21 protein-coding genes are annotated in these 26870 nt (G+C 30.3%); 5 read left to right on the forward strand and 16 right to left on the reverse strand.

Features of this window, described 5'->3' with window-relative positions:
• Positions 1-56: 56 nt before the first annotated feature.
• From CD113_RS09835 to nrdI, 6 genes are all read right to left on the reverse strand, one after another.
• Positions 57-815 carry an iron ABC transporter ATP-binding protein gene (locus CD113_RS09835; protein ID WP_002463842.1) on the reverse strand — a complete coding sequence of 253 codons (759 nt, stop codon included), beginning with the start codon at positions 813-815 and terminating at the stop codon, positions 57-59.
• Positions 815-1771, reverse strand: a complete 957-nt coding sequence (locus CD113_RS09840) for an iron chelate uptake ABC transporter family permease subunit (protein ID WP_002463843.1) — start codon at positions 1769-1771, stop codon at positions 815-817. Before CD113_RS09840 ends, CD113_RS09835 begins: the two co-directional genes overlap by 1 nt.
• Positions 1758-2729: an ABC transporter permease gene (locus tag CD113_RS09845; RefSeq protein ID WP_002463844.1), complete on the reverse strand. Its 972-nt coding sequence runs from the start codon at positions 2727-2729 to the stop codon at positions 1758-1760. The genes CD113_RS09840 and CD113_RS09845 overlap by 14 nt, the downstream gene beginning before the upstream one ends.
• 669 nt (positions 2730-3398) lie before the next feature.
• Positions 3399-4367: a class 1b ribonucleoside-diphosphate reductase subunit beta gene (gene nrdF, locus CD113_RS09850; protein WP_002463914.1), complete on the reverse strand. Its 969-nt coding sequence runs from the start codon at positions 4365-4367 to the stop codon at positions 3399-3401.
• Positions 4368-4469: 102 nt separating this feature from the next.
• Entirely contained in the window at positions 4470-6575 is a 2106-nt protein-coding gene (gene nrdE, locus CD113_RS09855) for a class 1b ribonucleoside-diphosphate reductase subunit alpha (RefSeq protein WP_002463915.1), read from the reverse strand.
• The gene (gene nrdI, locus CD113_RS09860) at positions 6538-6936 is read right to left on the reverse strand and encodes a class Ib ribonucleoside-diphosphate reductase assembly flavoprotein NrdI (protein ID WP_002463916.1); all 399 of its coding nucleotides are present in this window, start codon (positions 6934-6936) and stop codon (positions 6538-6540) included. The genes nrdE and nrdI overlap by 38 nt, the downstream gene beginning before the upstream one ends.
• A gap of 809 nt (positions 6937-7745) precedes the next feature.
• On the opposite strand from nrdI, the gene CD113_RS09865 reads away from it, so the two are divergent.
• The 4 genes from CD113_RS09865 to CD113_RS09880 all read left to right on the forward strand — a co-directional run bounded on the left by CD113_RS09865 (position 7746) and on the right by CD113_RS09880 (position 12869).
• Positions 7746-8603 carry a DMT family transporter gene (locus CD113_RS09865; protein WP_002463917.1) on the forward strand — a complete coding sequence of 286 codons (858 nt, stop codon included), beginning with the start codon at positions 7746-7748 and terminating at the stop codon, positions 8601-8603.
• 38 nt (positions 8604-8641) lie between these two features.
• Positions 8642-9142: a preQ(1) synthase gene (queF, locus tag CD113_RS09870; protein WP_002463918.1), complete on the forward strand. Its 501-nt coding sequence runs from the start codon at positions 8642-8644 to the stop codon at positions 9140-9142.
• A 645-nt stretch (positions 9143-9787) separates the two neighbouring features.
• Positions 9788-11293: a peptide MFS transporter gene (locus tag CD113_RS09875; protein WP_002463919.1), complete on the forward strand. Its 1506-nt coding sequence runs from the start codon at positions 9788-9790 to the stop codon at positions 11291-11293.
• A 661-nt stretch (positions 11294-11954) separates the two neighbouring features.
• A complete protein-coding gene (locus CD113_RS09880) occupies positions 11955-12869 on the forward strand; it encodes a diacylglycerol/lipid kinase family protein (RefSeq protein ID WP_002461875.1) in 915 nt (304 codons plus the stop codon).
• Between the two features lie 92 nt (positions 12870-12961).
• On the opposite strand, the gene CD113_RS09885 is transcribed toward CD113_RS09880, so the two are convergent.
• Both CD113_RS09885 and hisC read right to left on the reverse strand, forming a co-directional pair.
• Positions 12962-13501 carry a 5' nucleotidase, NT5C type gene (locus tag CD113_RS09885; protein ID WP_095092591.1) on the reverse strand — a complete coding sequence of 180 codons (540 nt, stop codon included), beginning with the start codon at positions 13499-13501 and terminating at the stop codon, positions 12962-12964.
• Between the two features lie 304 nt (positions 13502-13805).
• The gene (hisC, locus tag CD113_RS09890; RefSeq protein WP_002462125.1) at positions 13806-14861 is read right to left on the reverse strand and encodes a histidinol-phosphate transaminase; all 1056 of its coding nucleotides are present in this window, start codon (positions 14859-14861) and stop codon (positions 13806-13808) included.
• A 167-nt stretch (positions 14862-15028) separates the two neighbouring features.
• On the opposite strand from hisC, the gene CD113_RS09895 reads away from it, so the two are divergent.
• A complete protein-coding gene (locus CD113_RS09895) occupies positions 15029-15334 on the forward strand; it encodes a hypothetical protein (RefSeq protein WP_002462127.1) in 306 nt (101 codons plus the stop codon).
• 113 nt (positions 15335-15447) lie between these two features.
• Here the strand turns inward: CD113_RS09895 and CD113_RS09900 are convergent, their stop codons facing one another.
• The 8 genes from CD113_RS09900 to CD113_RS09935 all read right to left on the reverse strand — a co-directional run bounded on the left by CD113_RS09900 (position 15448) and on the right by CD113_RS09935 (position 26547).
• Positions 15448-16965, reverse strand: a complete 1518-nt coding sequence (locus CD113_RS09900) for an ABC transporter permease/substrate-binding protein (RefSeq protein WP_002462128.1) — start codon at positions 16963-16965, stop codon at positions 15448-15450.
• Positions 16958-17932, reverse strand: coding sequence for an ABC transporter ATP-binding protein (locus CD113_RS09905; protein ID WP_002462129.1), 975 nt, complete (start codon positions 17930-17932; stop codon positions 16958-16960). The genes CD113_RS09900 and CD113_RS09905 overlap by 8 nt, the downstream gene beginning before the upstream one ends.
• A gap of 213 nt (positions 17933-18145) precedes the next feature.
• A complete protein-coding gene (gene recQ, locus CD113_RS09910; RefSeq protein WP_002462130.1) occupies positions 18146-19924 on the reverse strand; it encodes a DNA helicase RecQ in 1779 nt (592 codons plus the stop codon).
• 14 nt (positions 19925-19938) lie between these two features.
• The gene (locus CD113_RS09915; RefSeq protein ID WP_197697106.1) at positions 19939-21825 is read right to left on the reverse strand and encodes an ABC-F family ATP-binding cassette domain-containing protein; all 1887 of its coding nucleotides are present in this window, start codon (positions 21823-21825) and stop codon (positions 19939-19941) included.
• Positions 21826-22237: 412 nt separating this feature from the next.
• Positions 22238-24178: a polyglycerol-phosphate lipoteichoic acid synthase LtaS gene (gene ltaS, locus CD113_RS09920; protein ID WP_002462132.1), complete on the reverse strand. Its 1941-nt coding sequence runs from the start codon at positions 24176-24178 to the stop codon at positions 22238-22240.
• Between the two features lie 373 nt (positions 24179-24551).
• Complete coding sequence (locus tag CD113_RS09925; protein WP_002462133.1) at positions 24552-25556, reverse strand: 5-oxoprolinase subunit C family protein; 1005 nt, start codon at positions 25554-25556, stop codon at positions 24552-24554.
• Positions 25534-26250 (reverse strand): 5-oxoprolinase subunit B family protein, encoded by a 717-nt coding sequence (locus tag CD113_RS09930; RefSeq protein WP_002462134.1) that lies wholly within the window; start codon positions 26248-26250, stop codon positions 25534-25536. The genes CD113_RS09925 and CD113_RS09930 overlap by 23 nt, the downstream gene beginning before the upstream one ends.
• Before the next feature lie 90 nt (positions 26251-26340).
• Positions 26341-26547: a hypothetical protein gene (locus tag CD113_RS09935; protein ID WP_002462135.1), complete on the reverse strand. Its 207-nt coding sequence runs from the start codon at positions 26545-26547 to the stop codon at positions 26341-26343.
• Positions 26548-26870: the final 323 nt, after the last annotated feature.

The following is a 26870-nucleotide window of genomic DNA, read 5'->3' on the forward strand; positions in this document are numbered from 1 at the left end:
ATGTAAACATATAGTTAACACTTATCATCGCATCACCCCTTCTAAAGAAATCGTTATTATTTAAAATAAAGACAAATTTTTTGATCTTTAATTTCTTCAATCTGTATGTTCATTTCATATAAATCACTTAAAACATCACTCTTAATAACATTATCTTTGACATCTGATTTTACTAATTGGCCGTCTTTTAAGGCGATAATTTGGTCAGAATAACAAGATGCAAAGTTAATATCATGTAATACAATTACAATCGCTTTATCCATATTGTGTGCGAGCATTTGTAAAGTTTGCATAATTTGTACTGCATGTTTCATATCAAGATTATTTAATGGTTCATCTAATAAAATATATTCAGTATCTTGAGCGATAGTCATAGCAATATATGCTCGTTGACGTTGCCCACCTGACAATGTTTTAATATTACGCTCCTTAATATCATGTAATTGTAAGATATCTAACGCTTGATTCACTGCCTCATAATCCTCTTTAGTTAAGCGACCTTTTGAATATGGAAAACGGCCAAATCTAACTAATTGTTCTACTGTAATATTCATCTCAGTATGATTAGATTGTTTCAAAATAGATATCTTTTTTGATAAGTCATTATTTTTATAGTCAGACATTAATTGGCCATCAACTTCAACTTCACCATGATCAATGTCGATTAAACGGCAAATTGCTGAAAGTAACGTACTCTTACCTGCACCATTAGGACCAATCATTGAAGTGAGACAACCTTTATGAATATCTAATGTAATATCTTTCAAAATACTATTATTTTGTATGTTTTTCGAAAGGTTATCGACATGAATCATTATGCATTTCTCCTTTTAATTAGTAGATATATAAAATAGCTACCGCCAATTAAGTCTATAATTAAACTCATTTCTGTAGTGGCTTCAAATAGATTTTCAACTACCCATTGCGCACTAAACAAACTAATCCAACTCAAGAAAATTGTCGTAATTAAAATATATTTATGTTCATAAGTTTTCATTAATTCATGAGCTAAATTGACTGTTAATAAACCTAAAAATGTAATAGGACCTACGAGTGCGGTTGACACTGAAACAAGGATTGAAACCATAATTAGTAACAATCGTGTTAAGCGATCATATGATAATCCTAAATTAATTGCTTCATCTCTTCCTAATAACATTACATCAAGATACGGTATGCTTATTATAGTGATGACTAACATGATTATTAAAATAATAGCTCCAAAAAATACTAATTTAGAGTTAGATGCATTAAAATTAGCAAACATACTACTTTGTACTGCTAAGAAAGATTCAGGGTCCATAATAAGTTGAATAAAACTAGTAATACTGCGGAAAAATGTACCGAGTAAGACACCAAAAAGTAAAATAAAATACACAGAAAAATTACCCAGTTTGAAGACAACTTGAAATAAAAATAAGGCAAATAAGACCATAGTTACTAAAGTTAAAATAAAGTTTAAATAGACATTTGTCACCCACATCGATTGCGTACCTAAGATAAAGATTGGTAATACCTTAATAAATAAATATACTGCATCTAGCCCAATAATCGATGGCGTTAGCAATCTGTTATTAGTAATGGATTGAAATATCACAACAGAAATGGCAATTGCAGTACCTACTAATATCATTAATATTAATTTACGCAAGCGACTAGAAAATTGATATTCAAAAATTTCAAAATCTAAACCAACTAGTAGATACACCAAGCTAATGATTAGAGTGACAATAGCGAGTATCATTAACTTTTTATTATTAGTGATGTGCATAATTTTTCCTACCCTTCATTAACAAGATTAGGAAAATTATAGTGCCAAAGACACCAATTGTTAATCCAATATTGATTTCATATGGATAAACAATAATTCTTCCAATAATATCAGCAAAAAGCACAAAAATTGCTCCAAGCATCATCGTATGAGGAAGAGCATGTTTTAAATGATCTCCCCTATACATTGAAATAATATTAGGTACTACTAAACCTAAAAATGGTAACGTTCCAACTGTAACAACGACTAAAGCAGTTATAGTAGCAGTTATAAATAAAGCTATATTAATTAACTTTTCATAGCTTAATCCTAAATTTTTAGTGAAATCTTTGCCCATTCCTACAATCGTAAAATGATTAGCAAAAAAGTAAGTCACAATTAATAAAGGTATGCTTAAATATAAAACTTCATAACGTCCACTGGTAATAATGGCGAAGTTTCCATTCAACCAATTTCCAATACTTTGCACAGCATTCGTTCTGAGTGAAATAAAAGTAGTGAAACTAGATACAATACCACCAATCATAATACCTAGTAATGGAACAAAAATGATATCTTTCACTTTAATAAAATCAATGATTTTAACGAATAGAAACGTACCACCAACACTACAAATCACAGCAAAGATTAATTTCACTAAAATGTGTCCTGTTGGAAAGAATAATAAAGCTATTAATATACCTAACTTCGCCCACTCCATAGTTCCAGCAGTTGTTGGACTAACAAATTTATTTTGCATCATTTGTTGCATTATCAACCCAGCTAATGCTAATGAACTACCAGAAATCAAAATACTCACTGTTCTTGGTATTCTACTAGCGAATAAAATATTGAATTGTTTACTAGAAAGATGGAATATATCAGCGAAAGATAATTCACTTACACCGATAAATAATGAGCTAACAGTCAAGAAGATAATTAAGATAAATAATACATATCCCTTTAATAAGTATGTCATTTGTAAACTTTCTCCCTTAAACTAAATGATAATTCATTTCAATGATAATCATTATCACCTATGTTAACTGCTTTGATAGCTCATTTCAATAGTAATTCAAATTTATTTTCAATTAATTTATGTTATTTTTAACATTTTGATGATAATTAAATAAGTGTTATCGTAATGCTAATTCACTTTTATTATTATTTAACACGAATATGTATTATTTACATTTTTATTAAAATCATTTGAAACTTTTTACTGTTCTTGTGTATATATCCCAGACCCATAATTTTCAAATTTACATACAAAAAAGGTTCTCTCCCAAATTGGACTGATACATAATTATTTTTTAAGCCTCGCTATGCCCAACCTGCATTGCATGAAAAAACTGGATAACCAGTTTTTCTGTGTTGGGTCCCTTCCTAGAGTGCTGTCTCAGCCTGTAGTCTTCGACTAGCACTGCTTCCCCAACTTGCACGTTACAGTAAAAATTCTATTTATAGAATTTTTCTATGTTGGGGCCCGGTCCCTCAGGAGTCTCGGCTTCAAAACAGTTTATATATTAAATTATTCATTTTTTATTTATCAGTCCTGAAAAATAGAGAAGCACAAAAAACCCTCATCTAGCTAGGATAAATAATCTTTATCCACCACTAATATGAGGGTTGTTATTATTATTATTGATTAATCTTCAAAATTAAAATCTTCATCTTGTAATGCTTCGACATTCAAGGCTAATACATAACCATCACCTTTAACTGAGAAAAAGTCATGATTTTTAGTTGAAGTATCTAAAGCATTTTCAATAATAGGATTAAATTCTCTCTCTTCAAAATAAGGTTCAAATCCTAAGTTAGATAATGCTTTATTGCCGTTATATTTAACATAGTTTAACACATCTTCTGTCAAACCTATGTCATCATATAACATACCTGTATAGGATACTTCGTTTAAGTATAAATCATCTAATAATTTGTACATTTCTTGATCAGCTTTTTGTTTTTCACTTTCAGATAATTCATTACGTAAACTTTGAGCATCTAAACCAGTGAAAACACCATGAATCGATTCATCTAATAAAATTTTACGAATAATTTCACCTGAAGTCGTCATTTTACCTTGACCAGCTAAATATAGAGGATAATAGAACCCTGAATAGAATAGGAATGTCTCTAGAAAGACACTTGAAACGCGTGCCATGTATTGATCATAAATTGAAGCTTCTTTACCCCATAGTTTATGGTAATTGCTTACAATTTTGTCTGATTTATATTTTAAATGTGGCTCTTCAAGTACCCACTCATCTAACAAGTAGTTCGTTTCAGCAGATGGTAATAATGTAGTAAAAATATGAGAATAACTTTTAGCATGGATTTGTTCCATCATAGCCATGAATGAATAGACAGCTTTTTTTCTTAAGTCAGTTGTATGTAGCATAACTAAAGGCATACCATCATCTGCTTGATGTGTGTCTAAACCTGTTAATCCAGCTAAAGCTTTTTTAAATGCTTCTTGCTCTGCATGAGATAATGTTTTCCAGCTTGCGATATCTTTTGATACTTTAAATTCTGTTTCAACCCACATTTGAGAGATATTTTGTCGCCAAAACATATTTGTCATATCTTCTTGAGTATTCCAATTTACAGCTATCATGAATATAATTTCCTCCTATATGTAAATCACTAATAACAAGACATTTCAACATCACCATCTACAGTTTCATTGTAATGGTGATGTCTATTCGTCTTTATATGTTTATATTGCACAACTTGTACATTCTTCAACACTTAATAACTTGTTACGAGTATAATACAATGATTTCAAGCCTTTATGATGCGCATAGACATATAAACGAGCAAGTTCACGTGTAGATATTTCTGAATTTACATAAAGAATTGTTGAAATACCTTGGTCAACGTGTGTTTGAATTGTTGAAATTAAGTCAATTAATTTCATTTGATCCGTATTAAATGCTGATTTATAGTACCACATTGTTTGTGGTGATAAAAATGGCATTGGATAAAATGTCTCAGCATTACCATAAGTACGACGTTCAATTTGATCAACGATTGGCATTACTGAACTTGTTGCATTTTGAACATAAGAAATACTTTGAGTTGGGGCAATTGCTAATCTATAAGCATGATATAAACCATATTGCTGAACATCTTGTTGTAATTTTTTCCAATCTTCAGCTGTTGGAATATCCATATGTGCAAAAAGTTGACGTACTTTATCATATTGAGGTTCAAAGTTCTGAGATGTATAGAAGTCAAAATATTTACCATTGGCATAATCAGATTTATCAAAGTCTTTATATTTAACACCACGTTCTTTGGCAATTTGCATTGAACGTTCAATAGAATAATAATTCATCATCATAAAGAAGATATTAGCAAAGTCTTTTGCTTCTTCTGATTCATAACCAATACTGTTTTTAGCTAAGTAACCATGTAAGTTCATAACACCTAAACCAACAGAATGTAATTCACTATTAGCTTTTCTAACTCCTGGTGCATTTTGAATATTAGCTTCATCACTTACAACCGTCAAAGCGTCCATTCCTGTATGCACTGAATCTCTAAATTTTTCAGATTCCATCACGTTCACAATATTTAAAGATCCTAAATTACATGAAATATCTCGTTTAATCTCATCTTCAATTCCATAATCATTAATAATTGACGTTTCTTGTAATTGGAAAATTTCAGTACATAAATTACTCATCTTAATTTGACCAATATTAGAATTGGCATGTACTTTATTAGCATTATCTTTAAACATTAAGTATGGATAGCCAGATTGTAATTGTGTTTGAGCAATTAGATTCAACATTTCACGAGCATCTTTTTTCTTCTTATCGACATTTGGATTTTGAACCATATCGTCATAATATTTATCAAGATCGATATCATCTAACGTGACACCATATTCTTGTTTAACTGTATGTGGTGCAAACATATAAAAATCTTTGCCTTCTTTAGCTAAATCAAAGAATTTAGAAGGAACAATTAAACCAGTTGAAATCGTTGATAAACGTAAATCTTCATCTGCATTTACTTTTTTAGTATCTAAAAATTCTTCGACATCATAGTGGAAAATATTTAAATAAACAGCACCAGCACCTGGTCGTTGTCCTAATTGATCAGCATAACTAAATCCGCCTTCTAATGACTTCGCAACAGGTAATACGCCTTTAGCTACACCTTTAATACCTTTTATCGCTTCGCCACGTGCACGCAATTTAGATAAATTAATGGCAACACCACCACCAATTTTACTTAATTGTTTAGCTGTTGAATCAATAAAGTTAATTGAATTCAAGCTGTCATCTACTTCTAATAAGAAACATGACACTAATTCACCACGACGTGCTCGTCCAGCATTTAAGAATGTTGGTGTTGCTGGTTGGTAACGCTGTTCAACCATTGCAGAAATAAATTGTTTAGCTTGCTCTTTATCACCATTTGCTAAATATAAAGCAACAATTGCTACATGTTGATTATAGTCTTCTAAATATTGACTTTTATCGTTTGTTTTTAAAGCATAATCTTTAAAGAATTTACTTGCTGACATGTAACTCGCAAAGGTAAATGGAATTGATTTAGCATAGTCTGTAATCTCAACTAAATCTTCTTCGCTATAAATTTCAAAAACATTAAAGTAGAAATCATTATCAACTAAATAATGTAATCGTTCAATTTCACTGTCAAAGAAAATTGTCTTATCGTGAATTTCTTCAAGATATACACTTAATGCTTCTTGATCTTTATCTAAACTAAAGAAACCATTTTCTTGTCGTTTAGTTACCTCATTATTTAATTCAATATGATTGTACTTTTTCTCGTCCATGGTTTTCATTCAAATTACCCACCTTGTTCTTAAATTCTATAACATCGTTATTCGTTCCATGCAATTCAAACTTCATTAATAAAGGGACATTATATTGTTCTGAAATTGTGCGTCCTGCTTTAGCGAAATTTTGTCCCCAATTTCGATTGCCACTAGCAGCCACACCTACTAAATTTTGATGATTTACTTCTAAAAAAGATTGTACTGGGTTTGGAACTTCTCCAAATCCAATAGTGCCGGTAACAATAATAAACGGTTCATTTATCACTTCTGTACAATTACTTTGCGTAATTTCTAGCGCGTCTGTAATTTCAGCCCGTTTAATGAATCTACGAACATTGCCAGTAAATGAAAAATAAATAACTTTCATTGGATCACCTTCCTTCCGCCAACCTTCTTAAATATAAGTAACTTGACTAATTAAAAAATGCTTAAACAACATAACATCATACTGTTGTTTGTAGCATCCTATCATTAACTAATGAAGCTACTCATTTTCTCAAATACAAACTTTCTACTATAAGTTGATATTTGAGAAAATAGTAGCCAATAGTAAGTAAACTTATTTCACCACAACATATTGTTGTGAATAACTCATAATATTTACATCATACCTTACTACACTTTTCCGAAAATATTACTATATAATTGATAAATTTTATGATTATCAAGTGTTAATTTACCTTTTAAAGTAATTTATGCAAAAATAAATGTCTTACCATTCAAACACAAGATATTGTGTCTCTTTTAAATTACTAACACTATATTATGTGTTTCATTATACATAAGAGCCCAGCTTATTTAAAGTCCATTTTTCAGGATGAATGTTCGTAAAAAGTCTTAATCACGCACCAATACTAAACTACATTTATTTTTGTCTAAAATAAAAATTTTTTAGGGGTATAATACTTGCTTTTTGATAAATTGCCAGTAATCCAATCATAGCAATGAAATGACAAATTATCTCGATATATTAAACACAATTATTTGTTAGTCAACTCGTTGATAACACAAACATTCTTTCTCTAATACATACTTAAACTTCCGTCAATATAAATAAGAACATTTGTTCGTATTTATTATTATAAGACATTTCCCTAAAATTTCAACTGTTTATGCAGATTTAATTGTTTTATGCTAATATATATACATTAATTTTATATAAAAGAGGCGATAAAATTGAATCCAAAAGTAAAAGGTATTATTGCAATTTTAATTTCAGCTATCGGTTTCAGTTTTATGTCAGTATTTTTTAGATTGGCCGGAGATTTACCTGTCTTTCAAAAATCACTAGCTAGAAACTTAGTAGCTATGTTTATACCCTTATATTTTATTTTTAAATACAAACAGCCAATGTTTGGTAAACTTTCTAGTCAGCCCTTACTTATCACACGATCTACATTGGGCCTTATCGGTGTGTTATTAAATATTTTTGCTATTGATCATATGGTATTAAGTGATGCTGACTCTTTAATGAAATTAAATCCATTTTGGACTATTTTATTAAGCTTAATTTTCTTACATGAAAAAGTTAGAAAGTATCAAATTACAGCTATGCTTATCGCAATTATAGGTATGTTACTTATAGTGAAACCTGAATTTTCATCATCAATGATACCATCATTAATTGGTTTATTATCAGGTATCTTTGCTGCATCAGCTTATACATGTGTTAGAGCTTTAAGTTCTAGAGAAGGACCATATACGATAGTATTCTACTTTTCTTTATTTTCTGTAGTAGTATTAATACCGTTTACTATCTTTACTTATGTTCCAATGTCTAATTTACAATTATTGTATTTATTAGGCGCAGGTTTGTCAGCAGCTGTAGGTCAAATTGGTATCACACTTGCCTATAGTTTTGCAGCAGCAAAAGATATATCGATTTTCACATATGCGTCAATTATTTTCACAGCATTGTTTGGCTTTATTCTATTTGGCGAATCACCAGATTTATATGCTACACTAGGTTATGTTGTAATTATTGGTGCAAGTTATTATATGTTTGAAAAAGCACGTCGTGAAGCAAAATCATAAAAAAGCTATTTTATTAACATAACAAAGGAGAAAATATGATGACACAAGGTCGACAACAAGATGAATTACAAGATATTACATTATTAGGAAATCAAAATAACCAATATCACTTTGATTATAGACCTGATGTTTTAGAATCATTTGATAACAAACATCAAGGCAGAGATTATTTCGTGAAATTTAATTGTCCAGAGTTCACTTCTTTATGTCCTATTACAGGTCAACCTGATTTTGCAACTATTTATATTTCTTATATTCCTAACATTAAAATGGTTGAATCTAAATCATTGAAATTATATTTATTTAGTTTTAGAAATCATGGAGACTTTCATGAAGATTGTATGAATATCATTATGAATGATTTAATTGAACTAATGGATCCACATTATATTGAGGTGTGGGGTAAATTCACACCACGTGGTGGTATCTCAATCGATCCTTACACAAACTATGGTCGACCAAATACTAAATATGAAACGATGGCTGAACATCGTTTGATGAACCATGACCTGTATCCTGAGAAAATTGACAACCGTTAATAATATGTAATATATAAACGCTTAGATGTCATATTAAAATGTCATTTAAGCGTTATTTTTTACTCTTTTTTAAGAATTAAAACTTTAAAAGTGTTGCTAATGACTTACTTATATAGCTAGTTAAATGCCAAGCAACGTGTACACTTCTAATATCCTTATATTAAAGTGTTAAATGCCGAACACAAGATATAAATTGCACTATATCTACATAAGAAAGTTTGGTCAATAACTGTGTGTCTTAAAAATAGTTAGCGAACCCATTTCATACAACTCTAGTTAATCGTAGCTGAGGTTCAATTACTAAATACTTTTCTAAACTTTTTATGAACCACAACATACTCCTTCTCCGAATGATATTTTAATTCAATCGTTATTAATTCAATAATAAGATTGTTCAACACTTTATTTTTTATATTGTAATATTCGTAATCTTGCTATAAATCAATAATTTTTTTATAGAAAGCTATTGCACTTCGTCCGTTTTCAGTATATTTTTATATTATCTATAATTTATTGTACGTGTTCAATAACAGAATATTCTAAATATTTCTACTTTTTTCGTTTATTGAAAGTTCTCTTATACGGGCGTACAATCAGATTTAATTACATATTTTGTATTAGGGGAAGAAAGGATGGGATGTACATATGACACAACACAACTCCCATGGAAGTGAAATACAAGAAATACCACAGACAGGATTCTTCGGACACCCTAGAGGTTTAGGAGTGCTCTTCTTTGTAGAATTCTGGGAACGATTCAGTTATTACGGCATGCGTGCATTACTGCTCTTCTATATGTACTATGCAATTGTTGATAATGGTTTAGGCATTGATAAGACAACAGCAATGTCAATTATGTCTGTATATGGAGCTTTAATTTACATGACATCTATTCCAGGTGGTTGGATTGCTGACCGCATTACAGGAACGCGTGGCGCAACTTTAATTGGTGCTGTATTTATTATCATTGGACATATTTGTTTAAGTTTACCATTTGCATTATTTGGTCTATTTGCATCCATGTTCTTTATCATCATTGGTTCTGGTTTAATGAAACCAAACATTTCTAATATTGTTGGTCGCTTATATCCAGAAAATGACAAACGTATGGATGCTGGTTTCGTAATCTTCTATATGTCTGTTAATATGGGTGCTTTAATTTCACCAATTGTGCTACAACAATTTCTTGATGTAAAGAATTTCCACGGCGGTTTCTTAATTGCTGCTATTGGTATGGCATTAGGCTTAGTCTGGTATATTCTTTTCAATCGCAAAAACTTGGGTAATGTTGGTATGAAACCGACTAATCCACTTAGTCCAGCAGAAAAGAAAAAATATGGTACAACGATAGGAATTATTACTGCTATTGTAGTAATTGTTTTAGCTATAACTATTATAACTAATTCGTTTTCATTTAATTTAATAAGTAATACAGTATTAGTCCTTGGATTAGCGTTACCAGTCATTTACTTTACTATAATGATAAAAAGTAAGGATGTTACGGATACTGAACGCTCACGCGTAAAAGCGTTCATACCGTTATTTATTTTAGGTATGCTGTTCTGGGCAATTCAAGAACAAGGTTCTAACGTTTTAAATGTCTATGGTATTGAACAATCTGATATGAAATTAAACTTATTTGGCTGGAAAACGAACTTTGGAGCAGCTATTTTCCAATCAATTAACCCACTTTTCATATTGTTATTAGCACCAATCATTTCATTATTATGGCAAAAATTAGGTACTAAACAACCAAGTTTACCTGTCAAGTTTGCAATTGGTACTACACTGGCTGGTGCTTCATATATACTTATTGGTATCATTGGTTATGCATCAGGTTCAGCACACTTCTCCGTTAACTGGGTAATCTTATCATATATTATTTGTGTTATTGGTGAATTATGTTTATCGCCAACCGGTAATAGTGCTGCAGTTAAGCTTGCACCAAAATCATTCAATGCACAAATGATGAGTATTTGGTATTTAACTAATGCTTCTGCACAAGCACTTAATGGTACATTAGTTAAATTAATCAAACCACTTGGTCAAACTAATTACTTTATTTTCTTAGGTGTTGTAGCCATTGTTGTAACATTAATTGTCTTATGCTTCACGCCTAAAATAGTTAAAGCAATGAAAGGTGTACGTTAGTCACCTATTTATACATTAAACTGTTATCAAAGAAAAACTTTGGTAACAGTTTTTCTTTTAACTGATTCTTTTAGATTCTCTTTTTTTTAGGACTGACAAAAAGCGAATAATTTAAATTGAAAATTAATTTGAGCCGAAACTCCTGAGGTATGGACCCAACATAGAGAAACTGTGAAACAGTTTCTACAATCAATGATAGTTGGGCATTGGGGCCCCAACATAGAAAAATTCTATTTATAGAATTTTTACTGTAATGTGCAAATTGGTCAAGAGCTAGTAAAGATTAAAAATCTAAGTTGCTTTAAATGATTATAATTGGTTGCTAGCGCAACAATTGCATAGGGACCCAACATAGAGAATTTCGTCAAGAAATTCTACGGACAATGCAGGTTGGGCAAGAGCTAGTAAAGATTAAAAATCTAAGTTGCTTTAAATGATTACAATTGATTGCTAGCGCAACAATTGCATAAGAGCTAGTAAAGATTAAAAATCTAACTAGCTCTAAATGTGCAAGCTGGGGTGCGAGTCTTAAAAAAATTATGTATCAGTCTAATTTGTTAGAGAACCTTCTTTTAACCCATTAAATGTTTTATAGTTAAAATTAAAAAAATTGGGTATATATAATTAAATGACGAATCAAGTATAGGAAGAAGGCATTGACATGGAAAATAAATACACACATGGCGTACTATTTTATCATGAACATAGTGGCTTAAAAAATATAAATGAAGGTATTGGAGAAGTTACTAAATCACTAAGTTCTATATGTAAACATCTTTCTATTCAATTAAGTGAAAATGAAGGTGATATTATCAAATATTGCCAAAAAATTAAAGACAAACAGTATGCTGATGATATTGATATTTTATTTATTTTAGGTGGAGATGGTACTGTAAATGAATTAGTTAACGGTGTCATGACACATCAATTAAACTTACCAATTGGTATTTTACCTGGTGGTACTTTTAATGATTTCACTAAGACCTTGAATTTAAATCCTAACCATAAACAAGCTAGTGAACAACTCGTATCATCACAAGTTGGTAGTTACGATGTTATTAAAGTGAACGATCAATATGCGTTGAACTTTGTTGGTTTAGGACTCATTGTTCAAAATGCTGAAAATGTACAAGATGGTTCTAAAGATATTTTTGGTAAACTGAGTTATGTCGGTTCAACAGTCAAAACATTAATGAACCCTAGTAAATTTACATATGACTTAACAATAGATGGCAAAAATTATACTGGTGAAACATCTATGATATTAACTGCAAACGGACCTTTTATTGGCGGCAGTAGAATTCCTTTAACTGACCTATCACCACAAGATGGTGAATTAAACACTTTCATTTTTAATGATCAAAGTTTTAGTATTTTAAATGATATTTTCAAAAAACGTGATAGTATGAATTGGAATGAAATTACTCAAGGTATTAATCATATCGCAGGTAAAGAAATTACTTTATCTACTGACCCAGTAATGAAAATAGATGTTGATGGTGAAATTTGTCTCAACACACCAATTAAAATTGAAGTATTACCTAAAGCTATACAATTATTAACATTTGTTAATTAATAAGACAAAAAAGCTATCTAGCGAAGTAGAATCAAGTACAGTTATTTACTGTTTTTAACATCATTCTACTTTTAGATAGCTCTTTTTTTATATTATTTAGTGTCATTCAAAAAATAATGTTCAACATCCTGCCAACCATTGACACGAGTGAAACGATCATCATTTATATTGTGTACAGCAGTAAACATAATAGGTTTACCACTAAAAATTTCTAATTGTCTTGGATTATCATCGATTAAATAATCTGCTTTGACAATATTTTTACGTCCACAAAATACAAAATGTTGTGGATCTAAAAATGGAAAGAATTCTAATAACCACTCATATTTATCTTCAAATGACGTTGGAACGTCCATTGCAGCAGTTGCAATATAAACATCATAGTGTTTATTTAATTTTTCAACTACGTCTTGAGCATGTGGCATAACCTTTAAATTTCTAAAAAATCCAGGTTCCCTTAAAATATCAGTAATTAGTCCATCATGTTCTGGTATGACATGTTTTAACTTCTGACCATTTAAATCTTCCATTTTAATTCCCAAAGATTCCCTGTAATTGACTGCTTCTACTATTTCACCGAGTGTATCAGCCAATACTTCATCCATATCTATAGCGATTGATTCGCGTGCCATGTTAATCTTCTCCTCAATATTTCTCTTTTGTTAAATTATAGCAAACATCATACAATTAACAAATAACTGCGTAAATGATAGGAGTTGGACAGAAATAAATTTTCGACAAAAGTTATTTCGCAATCCCACCCCGGCAAGACTGACTAGGTTTTTAAAATGTTGATTTATCAGCATTTTGAATACCAGACAATTACTGCCAAATGCTTAATTTTTAGTGTAAAATACATTTTGTCCCAGGTTGGTCCAATTTAAATCTATATTATATTGAAGTAAGTTTATAAAAATAGTCTTTATAACCTATACATCAATAATTAAAATGTCTCAAGACGTCCAACATTTTATCATTTTGTTCTTCGAAACCAATAGTAATCCTTACACCAGTAGGGAATGGTCGTGTAATACAACCTACATTTAATAATGCTTCATATAAGTCATTCACACGGTCTGTTTTAACGAAGATAAAATTAGTTTGACTTGGCAAAAAGTGCTTACTTTGAGGTATATCATAAAATCTTTGACGCTGTTCACTATTTTTCTGTGTTACCTCATGTAAATAATCTTGATCTTCTAATGCTGCTACCGCCGCATATTCAGATAAACGTGTGACATTAAATGGTGGTCTTATGATATTCCATTTAGTTATTGCTTGTTCACTAGCTACAACATAACCTACACGTAAACCAGCTAAACCATATGCTTTAGAAAATGTTCTTAACAAAAAAGCATTATCATATTGTTGTTGAATAGCTAATGTATCAGGGAAGTCTTCAGCAGTGACAAACTCAAAATAAGCTTCATCAATAATGACGGGTACATGTGATGGGACACGAGCCATAAAGTCTTCTAAATCTTCATGACTAAAATACGTACCAGTTGGATTATTAGGATTACATAACCAAACTAATTTAGTATCGTTATCAATTGAATTGATTATTCCTTCTAAATCAAATCCACCGTCTTTTAATGGCACTTGTACAACATTAGCCGCTTCTACAATTGCATTATGATAATATTGACCAAACGTCGCTTCACTTGTAACGATTGTATCTCCTGGCGTTAATACAGCTCTTGAAATCATTAATATAACTTCATCTAAACCAGCGCCAAATAAAATACGTGAAGGTGCTACGTTTAAATGTTTACTAATGGCTTGTTTTAACAATGGAGACCCTGTTTCTGGATAATAATATAGTTCATCTAAATGATCTTTAATGGCCTCTTTAACTTTAGGAGAAGGTCCATATAAATTTTCATTTGACGCTAATTTAAAGAGTTCACCTTCAATACCATATTTCTCTTTTAATGCCCTTGGAGATAAACCTGGCTCATATGCCGATAATTGATTCAGCTGTTCTTTCATAATCAAAACAGTCCTCCTTTAAATAAACTGAAATTTTAAAAAACTTATGCTCATTATATACCTCATTATTATCAAAATGCAATGCTCTGTCATAATAACTGTTATAATTGTTAACGACGTAAATTTTACGTTATGATAAAAAAACAATTTATCAAAGGAGCATATATATGCCAACAACCAAACAATATCATGATGATATACTAGCAAGCTTAGATAGTCATCATTTAACAACGCGTAAAATGATGGGAGAATATTTGCTTTATTTTGACAAAGTATTAATAGGTGGTTTTTATGATAATCGTATCTTACTTAAGCAAACACCCCAACCTATGACACTATTACAAAGCGTACCACTAGTTGAGCCTTATAAAAATGCTAAGAAAATGTATCATATTGATCATACTTTTTCTAACGAACAAATATTAAATATTATGAAAGATATTCAACAACAATTAAATAAATACCCTATATAAGTAGCATCTTGTTAGCTTCTCATATAGGGTGTGTTATTGATATATTATACTATTCACTATTCATTAATCTTAATTGTCTCACTGTAATGATATGAAATGTCACTATAAGTTATTTAATTCTTAATAATACCTTTTTTAGTTAAATAATCTTTTGCAACAGTATAGGGATCTTCATTTTTAACAGTTACTTTGTAGTTCATAGTCTGCATATCTTCATCAGAAATTTTATTTTCTAATTTATTTAATGGTTTTATAATTTCAGGATGTTCTTTTAAGAATTTTTCTTTAAATAGTGGTGCTCCTTGATATGGTGGGAAGACATGTTTATCGTCTTTTAATACTACCATATCATATTGTTTTAATTCGGCATCTGTTGAGTAAGCATCGATTAGATTAATATCGTTTTTATTTACAGCTTGGTATCTTAATTTCGGTTCCATTGTTTTGACATTACTTAAGTCTAGATTATATGCCTTTTTTATAGCTTTGTAACCGTCTGGACGATCATTAAACTCTAAAGTAAATCCTGGTTTTAATTGATCTTTAACTTTATTTAAATCCCCAATTGTTCGAATATGATGCTTGTCAGCAAAATCTTTTTTTACTGCTAGTGCATACGTATTATTATATTTCATTGGTTTTAACATTGTCATATGATATTGACGTTCTAAACTATGTTTCGCTTGCTCATAAACTTGATGTTCTTGCTTTGATTTTAAATCTTCTTTCGTTAATTCACCTAGAACCGTACCTGTGAATTCAAGATATCCGTCAATATCATCTGATTTTAAAGCATTAAATAAAAATGCTGTTTTACCCATACCATCCTTTATTTCAACAGAATCCTTTGTATCATTTTCTATTAAAATTTTATACATATTTGTAATTACTGAAGGTTCGGAACCAAGTTTACCAGCTAACGTTATTTTATCTCCCTTATTGGCAAATAATGGTATAACAATGGCCAGTATAATAATTAACACTATCGTACCCAGAGTAATGAGTAATTTTCGATAAGATAGGTGTGCCATAAAACGTAAAATTAAATCAAAAACGATAGCAAGTAATGCTGCCGGTATTGCACCTAATAAAATTAATGATGCATTGTTTCTATCTATGCCGAGTAATATTAAATCTCCTAACCCACCAGCACCAATTAATGCTGCTAATGTAGCTGTCCCAATAATTAAAACCATAGCCGTTCTGATACCAGCCATAATTACTGGCATCGCAATAGGTAATTCCACCTTCGTTAAACGTCTAAGTGGTTTCATACCTATCCCTTTTGCCGCTTCAATTAAAGAACTATCAACTTCACTTATACCTGTATATGTATTTCTTAAAATAGGTAATAAGGCGTAAACTACCAGTGCAATAATTGCTGGTACACGGCCAATACCAAACAATGGAATCATTAAACCTAGTAATGCCAAAGAAGGTATAGTTTGTAATATAGCAGCAATATTCATCACAATTTCAGATATTGTTTTCGTTTTTGTCAGCAAAATACCCAGAGGTACAGCAATCGCTGTAGCTATCAACAAAGCTATAAAAGAAATTTGAATATGTTCAAGTAATGTAGAAAGCAGCTGTCCTTGTCGTTCACTTAAAATTTGCCAAAAACTATTCATGACTAGCTACCTCCTTATGTTGCGATAAATATTCAAAAATATCTTGTCTTGTAATGACATATTCATGACCGCTACTATTGCTAACAATAGCCGCATCATGTTGCGATAATAGTTGATATAACTCTTCAACGACTTGATTATCATTAACTTTTGGAAGATCACTTTGATATTGTGCTTCATTAATCGGTCTATAAATGTTCAATTCTCTAATATATTTTTTATCAATGGACGTCTGATTATTATTAGTTAAATGACTACCCATAAATTGCTTAACAAAGTCACTTTGAGGATGCTCTTTAAAGCCGTCTGGTGTATCAATTTGCTCAATGTGACCTTCATTAAGTAAACATATTTTATCTCCTAATTTCATTGCTTCTTGTATATCATGTGTTACAAAAACAATGGTTTTTTTGATCTTTTGTTGTAAATTCAATAAATCATCTTGTAATTTTTCACGACTAATCGGATCTAATGCACTAAAAGGCTCATCCATTAAAATGACAGGTGGATCAGCTGCAAGTGCTCTAATCACACCAACACGTTGGCGTTGTCCCCCAGATAATTCATCAGGTTTCCTATTTTTATATTTTTCCGGTTCTAAACCAACCATATCAAGTAATTCATTAACGCGTTGATCAATCTCTTTTTCTTTCCACTTTTTCATTTGTGGTACTTGTGCAATATTTTCTTTTATTGTCATATGTGGAAATAAGGCGATTTGTTGTAGTACATAGCCGATGTCCCAACGCATCTCGTAAACTGGATAATCACTAATAGGTTTATTGTTAAAATAAATATATCCTTCACTTAAATCAATTAATCTATTTATCATTTTTAATGTCGTTGTTTTCCCACAACCTGAAGGACCTATTAAGACGAAAAACTCACCTTCATTTATATCGAAACTAATGTTATCAACTGCGACGTTGTTATTATAACGCTTAGTCACATTTTTAAATTTAATCACTGTGGCACCTCTTTATTTATCTTTGCTAATTACTGATATAATTTGTTTATTCCCTATTTAACCACGTTTAACTCAATTTTAATATTCAAATGCTTTAAATTTATTACATTTTTTCAATTAAGGATATTTATTAAAATTCTTGTATTTAAATGTTTTAAAGATAGAAAAAAGCTTTAGTAATACTACTAATTAAGTACTACTAAAGCTATACAATTAGACAATGGCTTTATAATTTTGAATTGTTTCTAAGAAGGCAGGACAATAATGTTTTAATTTATAACTACCTACACCTTCTATGGTTATCATTTCCTGTTTTGTTTCAGGTTTACGCTTAGCAAATTGTTCTAAAGTAGAATCTGAGAAGATGCTAACTGGCGCAATTGCTAATTTATCACTCAATGACTGACGTACTTCTAATAATTGACTATAAAGCGCTCTATCTACACCTTCGACTGTATTAATGTAAACTGTTTCAGTAGTTTTTTGTTTAAACGGTGTAGTGAAAATTTCAACTTCATTGTTCAACAGTTGTTTAATAGAAGTATCGCATAATAATATTTCATCTTTTTCATTTAAAAAGCCTTTAAAACGTAACTCGTCAATTAAATGACTTAATTCAGATGTCGTATAGTCTTTCATTAAACCGTGAGTCGTCAATTGATCATAGTGACTAAATTTAATATAATCTGTAATTTCCCCTCTTAATACTTGAATAATCACACTATAGTTTTCTTGCTGTTTCATACGAGCTATGCAACTAATAATCATCTTAGCTTCTTGTGTCATATTATATGTTTTATTTTCTTGTACACAATTACTACATTGTTGGCATTCTGCTAACTTTTCATTTGGTTCAAAATAATGAACAATGGTCGCTTCAAGACACTTTTTCGTTTTCGTATATTGAATCATTTTTGTTAATTTTTCGCCCATCTTATCTTTGTAATCATCATCAGCTTGAGAAATAGTAATAAAATATTCATGAAGTTGTATATCTCGTTCACTAAATAGCAAGATACATTCACTTTTCAAGCCATCTCTTCCAGCACGTCCAGCTTCTTGATAATATGATTCTATATCTCCTGGCATATTGTAATGAATAACAAAGCGCACATTAGATTTATCAATACCCATACCAAAGGCATTAGTAGCAATAACAACTTTAACTCGGTCATAGACAAAATCATTTTGTGCTTGCTCTCGTTCTTTATTGCTAAGTCCTGCATGGTAGATTGAACTTTTTATATTTTGATTTTGTAACGCTTCTTGTAATTCTTCTACTTGCTTACGTGTTGAACAATAAACAATCCCCGCTTCATCACGGTGTTGTTGTACGTAATCTAACACAAATTTTTGTCGTTGATAGGTAGGATTCACTTTAAAAATCAAATTATGACGTTTAGTACTTGTTTTAATTTCATTATCAAGTGAAATATTTAATTTTTGTCTAATATCTTGTTGTACTTCAGTCGTTGCTGTTGCAGTTAAAGCTACAATTGTAAAATCTTGTGGTAAAGTAAAGACTTTTGTAATCACATTTTGATAACTTGGCCTAAAATCATGCCCCCATTTTGAAATACAATGTGCTTCATCAAAAGCAATAAGGTGAATATTGATATGACTTAACAAATTGACAAAGAAACGATTTTCAAAACGTTCTGGAGCAACATATAAAAATTGAATTGTACCTTGCTGTAACTCATTTTCAATTCTCTGTTGTTCTTTTTGTGTTAAGCTACTATTTAAATATGCAGCGTTAATCCCCATTGCTTTTAATTGATCAACTTGGTCTTTCATTAATGAAATAAGCGGACTAATAACAATTGTTGTACCTCCAAGCATTAACCCAGGTACTTGATAACATATTGATTTTCCTCCACCAGTTGGTAACACACCCAATACATTTTGGTGATTGATAACTCTAGTTATAATCTCTTCTTGACCAGGACGAAATTGATCATAACCAAAATAATGTGATAATGTCTGTTGCATGTTCATTAGACCCCTTATTGTTGTTCTTTTATTTCTTCTAATTCACTCCATCTGGTGATATCACAATCATATTGCGATTCTAGTTGTTCTTTTTCTATGTTCAATTCCTTAATTTTACTATAATCAGCACTTGCTTCTACCATTTGATTATCTATTTCTTCCATACGACGTTCAGTCTGTTCAATACGTTCCATCAACGCTTGATATTCTATTTTCTCCTTATATGATAAGCCACTTTTTTTGCGATTAGATTGCTCAACTTTGGGTTTATGTTGCTTTTGTTGTAATAATAATTTATCTTGTTCTTTTTTATAACTTTCATAGTCTTCAAAGCTACCAATAATTTTTTCCATCTTACCATCATGTATAAACCAGTAAAATTGAGCTACTTTATTAAGGAAGTATCTATCGTGACTTACAGTTATAACAGCACCTTTAAAAGTAGCAATATAGTCTTCTAATATAGTTAATGTTTCTGTATCTAGATCATTCGTAGGTTCATCTAGTAATAGTACGTTAGGTTGATGAACTAATAAACGTAATAAATATAAACGTTTTTGTTCTCCACCTGATAGTTTATATACTTTTTTACCATGAGTTGAACTTGGGAATAAGAAGCGTTCTAACAATTGTGTAATAGAAACAACAGTTCCATCTTGTTCTTTGGCAATTTCACTTTCTTCTCTTAAATAGTCAATAACGCGAATATCCCTATCTAGCGTTTCTTCAGTCTGCTTAAAATATGCAATTTTAACTGTTTGACCGACTTTTAATGTACCATCAAAGTTTAAATCATCACCATTTAATATATTTAATAAAGTCGTTTTACCTGCACCATTGGGTCCAACTATTCCAATACGTTGTCCACTTTGAATAATTTCATTAATATCACTAAATAACACTTTCTTGTTAATTGATTTAGTAACTTGTTCTAATTCAAATACTTGTTTACCTAGTCGTGAATGTGCAAGATTCAGTTCAGCTTTATCTTCTTTATGTTGATTTTTAACATCTTGTTCAATATCATTAAAACGATTGATACGCGCCTGTTGTTTTGTTGAGCGTGCTTTAGCGCCTGCCCTCATCCATGCTAATTCTTGTTTATATAATGCGCGTTGTTTTTGATTTTGCTTTTGTTCAATTATTTCATTTTCAGCTCTCATTGCTATATAATCTTCATAATTACCAGGATAAGTCTTTAATTTTCCTCTATCTAATTCAATAATTCTTGTGGAAACTTCATTTAAAAAATATCTATCGTGGGTAACAAATAATACGGTATGAGGATATTGTTTAACATAGTTAATCAGCCAATTAATTGATTCAAAATCTAAATGGTTAGTCGGTTCGTCTAATAATAACAAATCAGGTTGTTCAATTAATGTTTTAGCTAAGACTACTCTTTTTTGTTGGCCACCGGAAAGTTCTTTAATATATTTCGATGTATCATTAATTCCTAATTTAGATAATATCGTTTTAATTTCAGCATTATAATCCCAGGCTTCATAGCGATCCATATCTTCTTGAGCATGCATCATTGTTTGAAAGTGCTGCTCACTTTGATCTTTAGCATAATCATTTACTGCTTGTTCATAATTTCTAATCACACGTAATGTCGTTGTGTCTGAACTTAATACTGCTTGAAAGACTGTCATCTCTCCATCCAAATCTTGTTTTTGAGATGAGTATCTAATACGGTATTGATTAGGATGATTAATATTAGCAGTAAAATCATCATCTATACCACCTATCACTTTTAACAAGGTACTTTTACCAGTACCATTGATACCAACCAACCCTATTTTTTCATTTTCTGAAATCGATAAATTTAAATTATCAAATATAATTTTATCAGCATAAGATTTATTAAGTTGCTCTATTTTATATGATTCCATCTCCATCTTCCTTTACTAATAAAATGTCTACGTGCATAAATCAGTTCTATATATTATACACCTTTTTAATATGAATTAAAATTGTTGTACTTCTCATTATTTCAATATTCAAAAGTTGTTTTACGCATACTCTCCCAAATTGATGAGTGGAACAGAAATAAATTTTTTATAAAATTTATTTCGTAATTCCTCCTCGTGAGACTGACTATGATTTTAAAAGTTGATTTATCAACATTTTAAAATCCTGACAGTTACTGCCAAATGCTAAATTTTAAGTATAAATTACTTTCTATCCTACTCCCCTATAAATAGAGAACCTTTTATAATACTTTAAATTAACCAATCGATGTAAGATAGTAGTTAAAATCAAAAAATCCGAATTGAGTGCTTTACTCAATTCGGATTTAACCTCTATTCATTATTTCTTTTGATTACCTTTTGGTCCAGTTTCATATTTATATTTAGCTGGATTTACTTTTTTGAAATCAGGATTATCATAAAATCTGAATAAATCACCATTTAAGACATTGTCACTCATTTCAAGATCTTTTTCGACTTGATTTTTATTCTTATCAAAGTCTTTAGGTTTAGTAGTTAATTGTTCATTATTTTTATTTGAATATATCTTACCATTTACAAATTTATAATCTTTAGTTATAAAATCACCATTTCTGAATGGAATAACTTGATTATGATCTTTAGAGAATAAATCTGTACCAAACATGATGTAGTTTTTAGTGTCAATACCTACTAAATGTAATATTGTTGGCATAACATCAGCTTGACCAGCATATTCTTTATTAATACCACCAGATTTGCCTGGTATTTTAATCCAGAAACCAGTTCTGTTTAAATCAGCAAATTTCGCTGGTGTAATTTTCTCACCTAATAATTTTTCCATCGCATTATTATGATTTTCAGATATACCATAGTGGTCACCGTATATCATAATGACAGAGTCTTTATATAAACCTTTTTTCTTCAAGTCATTAACATATTCTTCTAAAGCTTGGTCAAGGTAGTGAGCTGTTTGAATATATCCATCAACAGTAGAATCACCAGTATTAGGTTTTTCAATTGATGCATCTTTTTCATCCAAAGTGAATGGATAATGGTTTGTTAATGTAATTAAGTGTGAATAGAAAGGTTGCTTCATTTTCGCTTGGTAATTAGCTGAATCTTTGAAGAACACCTTATCTTTCAAACCTAAATTTACTACGTTATCATCTGACATATCATAATAAGTAGCATCATAGAATTTATCGATACCAAAATGTTTATAAATTTGGTCTCTATTCCAGAATGTTTTGTAGTCACCATGCATCACATTAGATGTATAACCTTGTTTTTGGTCTAAAATGGCTGGTAATGATTCATACGTATTGTCACCTTTTAATGAATAAGCAGAACCTTGTGGTAAGCCGTAAAGACTGTTATCCATAGTAAATTCTGAGTCAGACGTTTTACCTTGTCCTGTTTGGTGGAAGAAATTAGGGAAATACGTAAAATCTTGATTACCGCTGGATAATTTATTTAAGAATGGGGTAACTTCCTTACCATTAACCTTTTTATTGATTAAGAAAGTTTGGAAACTCTCTAAATGAATTTTAATGATGTTTTTCTTCTTAGCTACACCATAATACTCAGGATTTGGTTGTGTATGCTTTTGTTTAGTATAGTTAAGTACTTTTGTTAAATCATCTTCAGACGCTAATGCTTTTTGTTGATTATTTTGTATCGTTTTGACTCCATCATATACAGTAAAGTTATATGGTCCTAAGTATTTAACTAAATACTTGTGGTCAAATGTACGTGTTAATAATTCTGGTCTATCTGTCTCCGCAAATGCTAAATTCAAGAAGAATAAAGCAACAGCTGTAGCCATTACTACTGGTACAAACTTCTTACTAAACGCTTTAGTATCTAGCCATTTACTACGGAAAATAAGTACAAATAGATAAACAATAGTATCTATGAAATAAACAAAATCGTACCATTTAAATGATGCACTTACTGCGCCTCCCATAGATTCAACATTCCCCACTTGATTCAGTGTACTAAATGTTAAAAAGTCGGAGAAAAATCTAAAGTAAACAACGTTTGCATACAGTAGGAAAGTTAATAAGAACCCACCAACAAACATAAACCAAAATGCTTTTTTTCCTTTGAAAAATAAGAAGACACTTAATATAAGTGCTATTAAACTATATGGGTTCATTAACAAAATTAAATTTTGTACTAACCCTTTAACACCTAAAGAAAAATCAACATAATAAGAAAAATACGTCTTCAAAGTAATTGTAATAACTGTTAATATGAAGAACGCAAAAAGACTGATTTTCTTTTTTTGTGAACTCATAATTCTTTCCCCCGTTATGTTAAATATTAAATACACTTAATCTAGTTATAAATCTAACAAGATAGGATTTAACATCAACATGTTAATTATTGAACATATAAACGCTTTAATATGTGACGTGTTCTGTTAGAACTTATAAAATCATTTGTCATTATTTAATTTATTGAAATTGTTTTGTAATCAAATTGTAACAAGAAACATAGTTCAATTAATTAATATAGAGTAATTTTAGTCAAAACTCAAGTAAAAACACACTTTTCTATGTAAATAAATTAATATAATGGCTAAATAGTTTGACATACCTTCTTATTCAATCATACTTTAAAACAATTTTTAATACATCAATCGCAAGGCGTATATGAATATATGATACTTATTTATTCATCTCTATTTGCATTCTATATTCAATGCCATGAAATAATTGATTTAACCAATTACTATATTTAACTAAGTTCTTTTCAGCAGTCTCAATATCTATAAATTGAAATTTTAATCTTGCACCTTGGGGTTTTTGTGCTAATTTAGTTAAATGATAGCTAGCAATAGTACCAAGTTGTGGATAGCTACCTAAAGTATAATGATCATTCAATAAAATAATTGGGGTACCATCTCTTTTTATTTGAATCGTTCCTTTTTTTACCGTTTGATATGGAGGCATATCATCATAAAAAGCTTTAATCTTTTCACCTTCAAGAATCATTCCCATGCGATTAGCTTTACTCGTTACTTTGTAATCATATTTTGTAAAACGATGAACTGCATCTTCTTTAAAATCTTGAGTCCCTTTATTTTTAATGACATGGAATACATCTGACATATAATTAAATGATAATGCATAGCCATCGATGCCCCAATCTGTCTTTTTAGTATCTGCTAAATTTTTAAATAGTTTATGATGACGTGATGTATAGTCTCGTTTCAATTCTATCTGATCGCCGTTTTGTAATTGTCTTCCAAAAAAACCACCAATTTTCACATTGAAATCTGTTGAATAAGAACCTAACCACGAACTAAGTTTAAATCCTCCACCTACAGCTAAATAAACACGGGAAGTATAACTCGTCTCTTTAAAACGGAGTACATCACCCTCGTCTAATAAATATAGTTTATAGGGTTGAATAGTCATATTTTCAGTATATGCTTTAACATGTCCACCGGCTAAAGCAATCAAAGTTGGTTCTGTAAAGCGTATAGTTGGCATTTTATTCGTCATTTCAAGTGTAGCTTCGTGTTTATCATTAGCAACTAAACGATTAGCAATTTCATGAGCCAAAGTATCTAGAGCACCACACGCTATAACGCCATCGTGTTCATAACCTTTTCTACCAAAGTCTTGAAAGCTACTAAATAATCCACTATTTTCTATTATGATTGACATGATCAAACGCTCCCAATTCTATTTCGTTTTCTTTAATTTGTTTAAATTTAACGTTATCTCCTAACTTCAATAACGCGAAATCATCATTATTAGGATTGAATAATGTTAAAGGTGTAAAACCAATTACAAGCCAGTCATTATATGTATCCGTTGTCACAATGCCACACTTTTTACCTTCAATAACGACTGATCCAGCTGGAATAAATTTTTTACGGTTACTCGTATGATTAACAAATAATTTTTTATTCATACCTGTTAAATAAGGGAAGCCTGGTGAGTACCCCATCATAGAAACAAAATATTGGCTATTGGTATGTAAGTTTATAAAAGTATCTAAAGATATTTTGTATTCTTTTAATAACTGTGTTAAATCCGGACCATAAGTACTTCCATAAATAACTGGTATTTCAATATCGCTTTGGTTACTAAAGTCATGTTTAATATCTAAATGAATCGACTCTACCAATGCCTTCATATATAAGAATGGGGATTGTATATTATGATGTTTAATCATGTCTCTAGCATCATAGCAAATCATCATATCAGACTCTGTTGGCACAATTTCCGTTATAAACGGATAATTTTGTTTAACTAAATAGTCACGTAACGTCAATAGATCTTCAGTTAAACTTTTAGAAACTTCTTTTTCTATAGCAATGACTATAGCTTGGTCTCCTTGGCTATATATTTTCATTATGTCACCTCATCATTTTCATTACGTTCATAAAACTTAAGATACATGTATTTGCTACTGTCATGATGCACATGTGCTAATCATCAATAGTTAAGAATGATAAAACAAATCCATAATTTTTATCACATATGGCATCATTGTTTGAATTAATAAATAAACTAAAACACAACAAACTATAGTAACTGTTGTAGCTACCATTCGTGCTTGATAGATATGTTGTTGATCCATTAAACGATTAATCAATCGTCGGCTAAAATATGTCACTATAATAATTAATAACACAAATAATATTGTCATAATATACTCCATGAGAGTTGACAAAATAATTGTTCCACAACAAATTATTTCGTAGGTACCCGTCTTGCACATTAATGTAAAAAATCAACACATGAATTTTTGATGACGAGTCCCTTTCACTCTGGCAAGACTGACTAGTATTATAAAACGTGACTTTATCAACATGTTATAATACAAACAGTTATTGCCAATCGTAAAATTTATTATAGAATCATTTTTCTCAGACTCTATTTTGTTAGATATTTAATATCAATTTTAAATGTTTATACTGACCTCGGCAACCTCTCTTAAGCTATTAATGAGATATATACGAACCATATCAT

The sequence above is a fragment of the Staphylococcus simiae genome, from assembly GCF_002902085.1.
GTDB classification, from domain to species: Bacteria; Bacillota; Bacilli; order Staphylococcales; family Staphylococcaceae; genus Staphylococcus; species Staphylococcus simiae.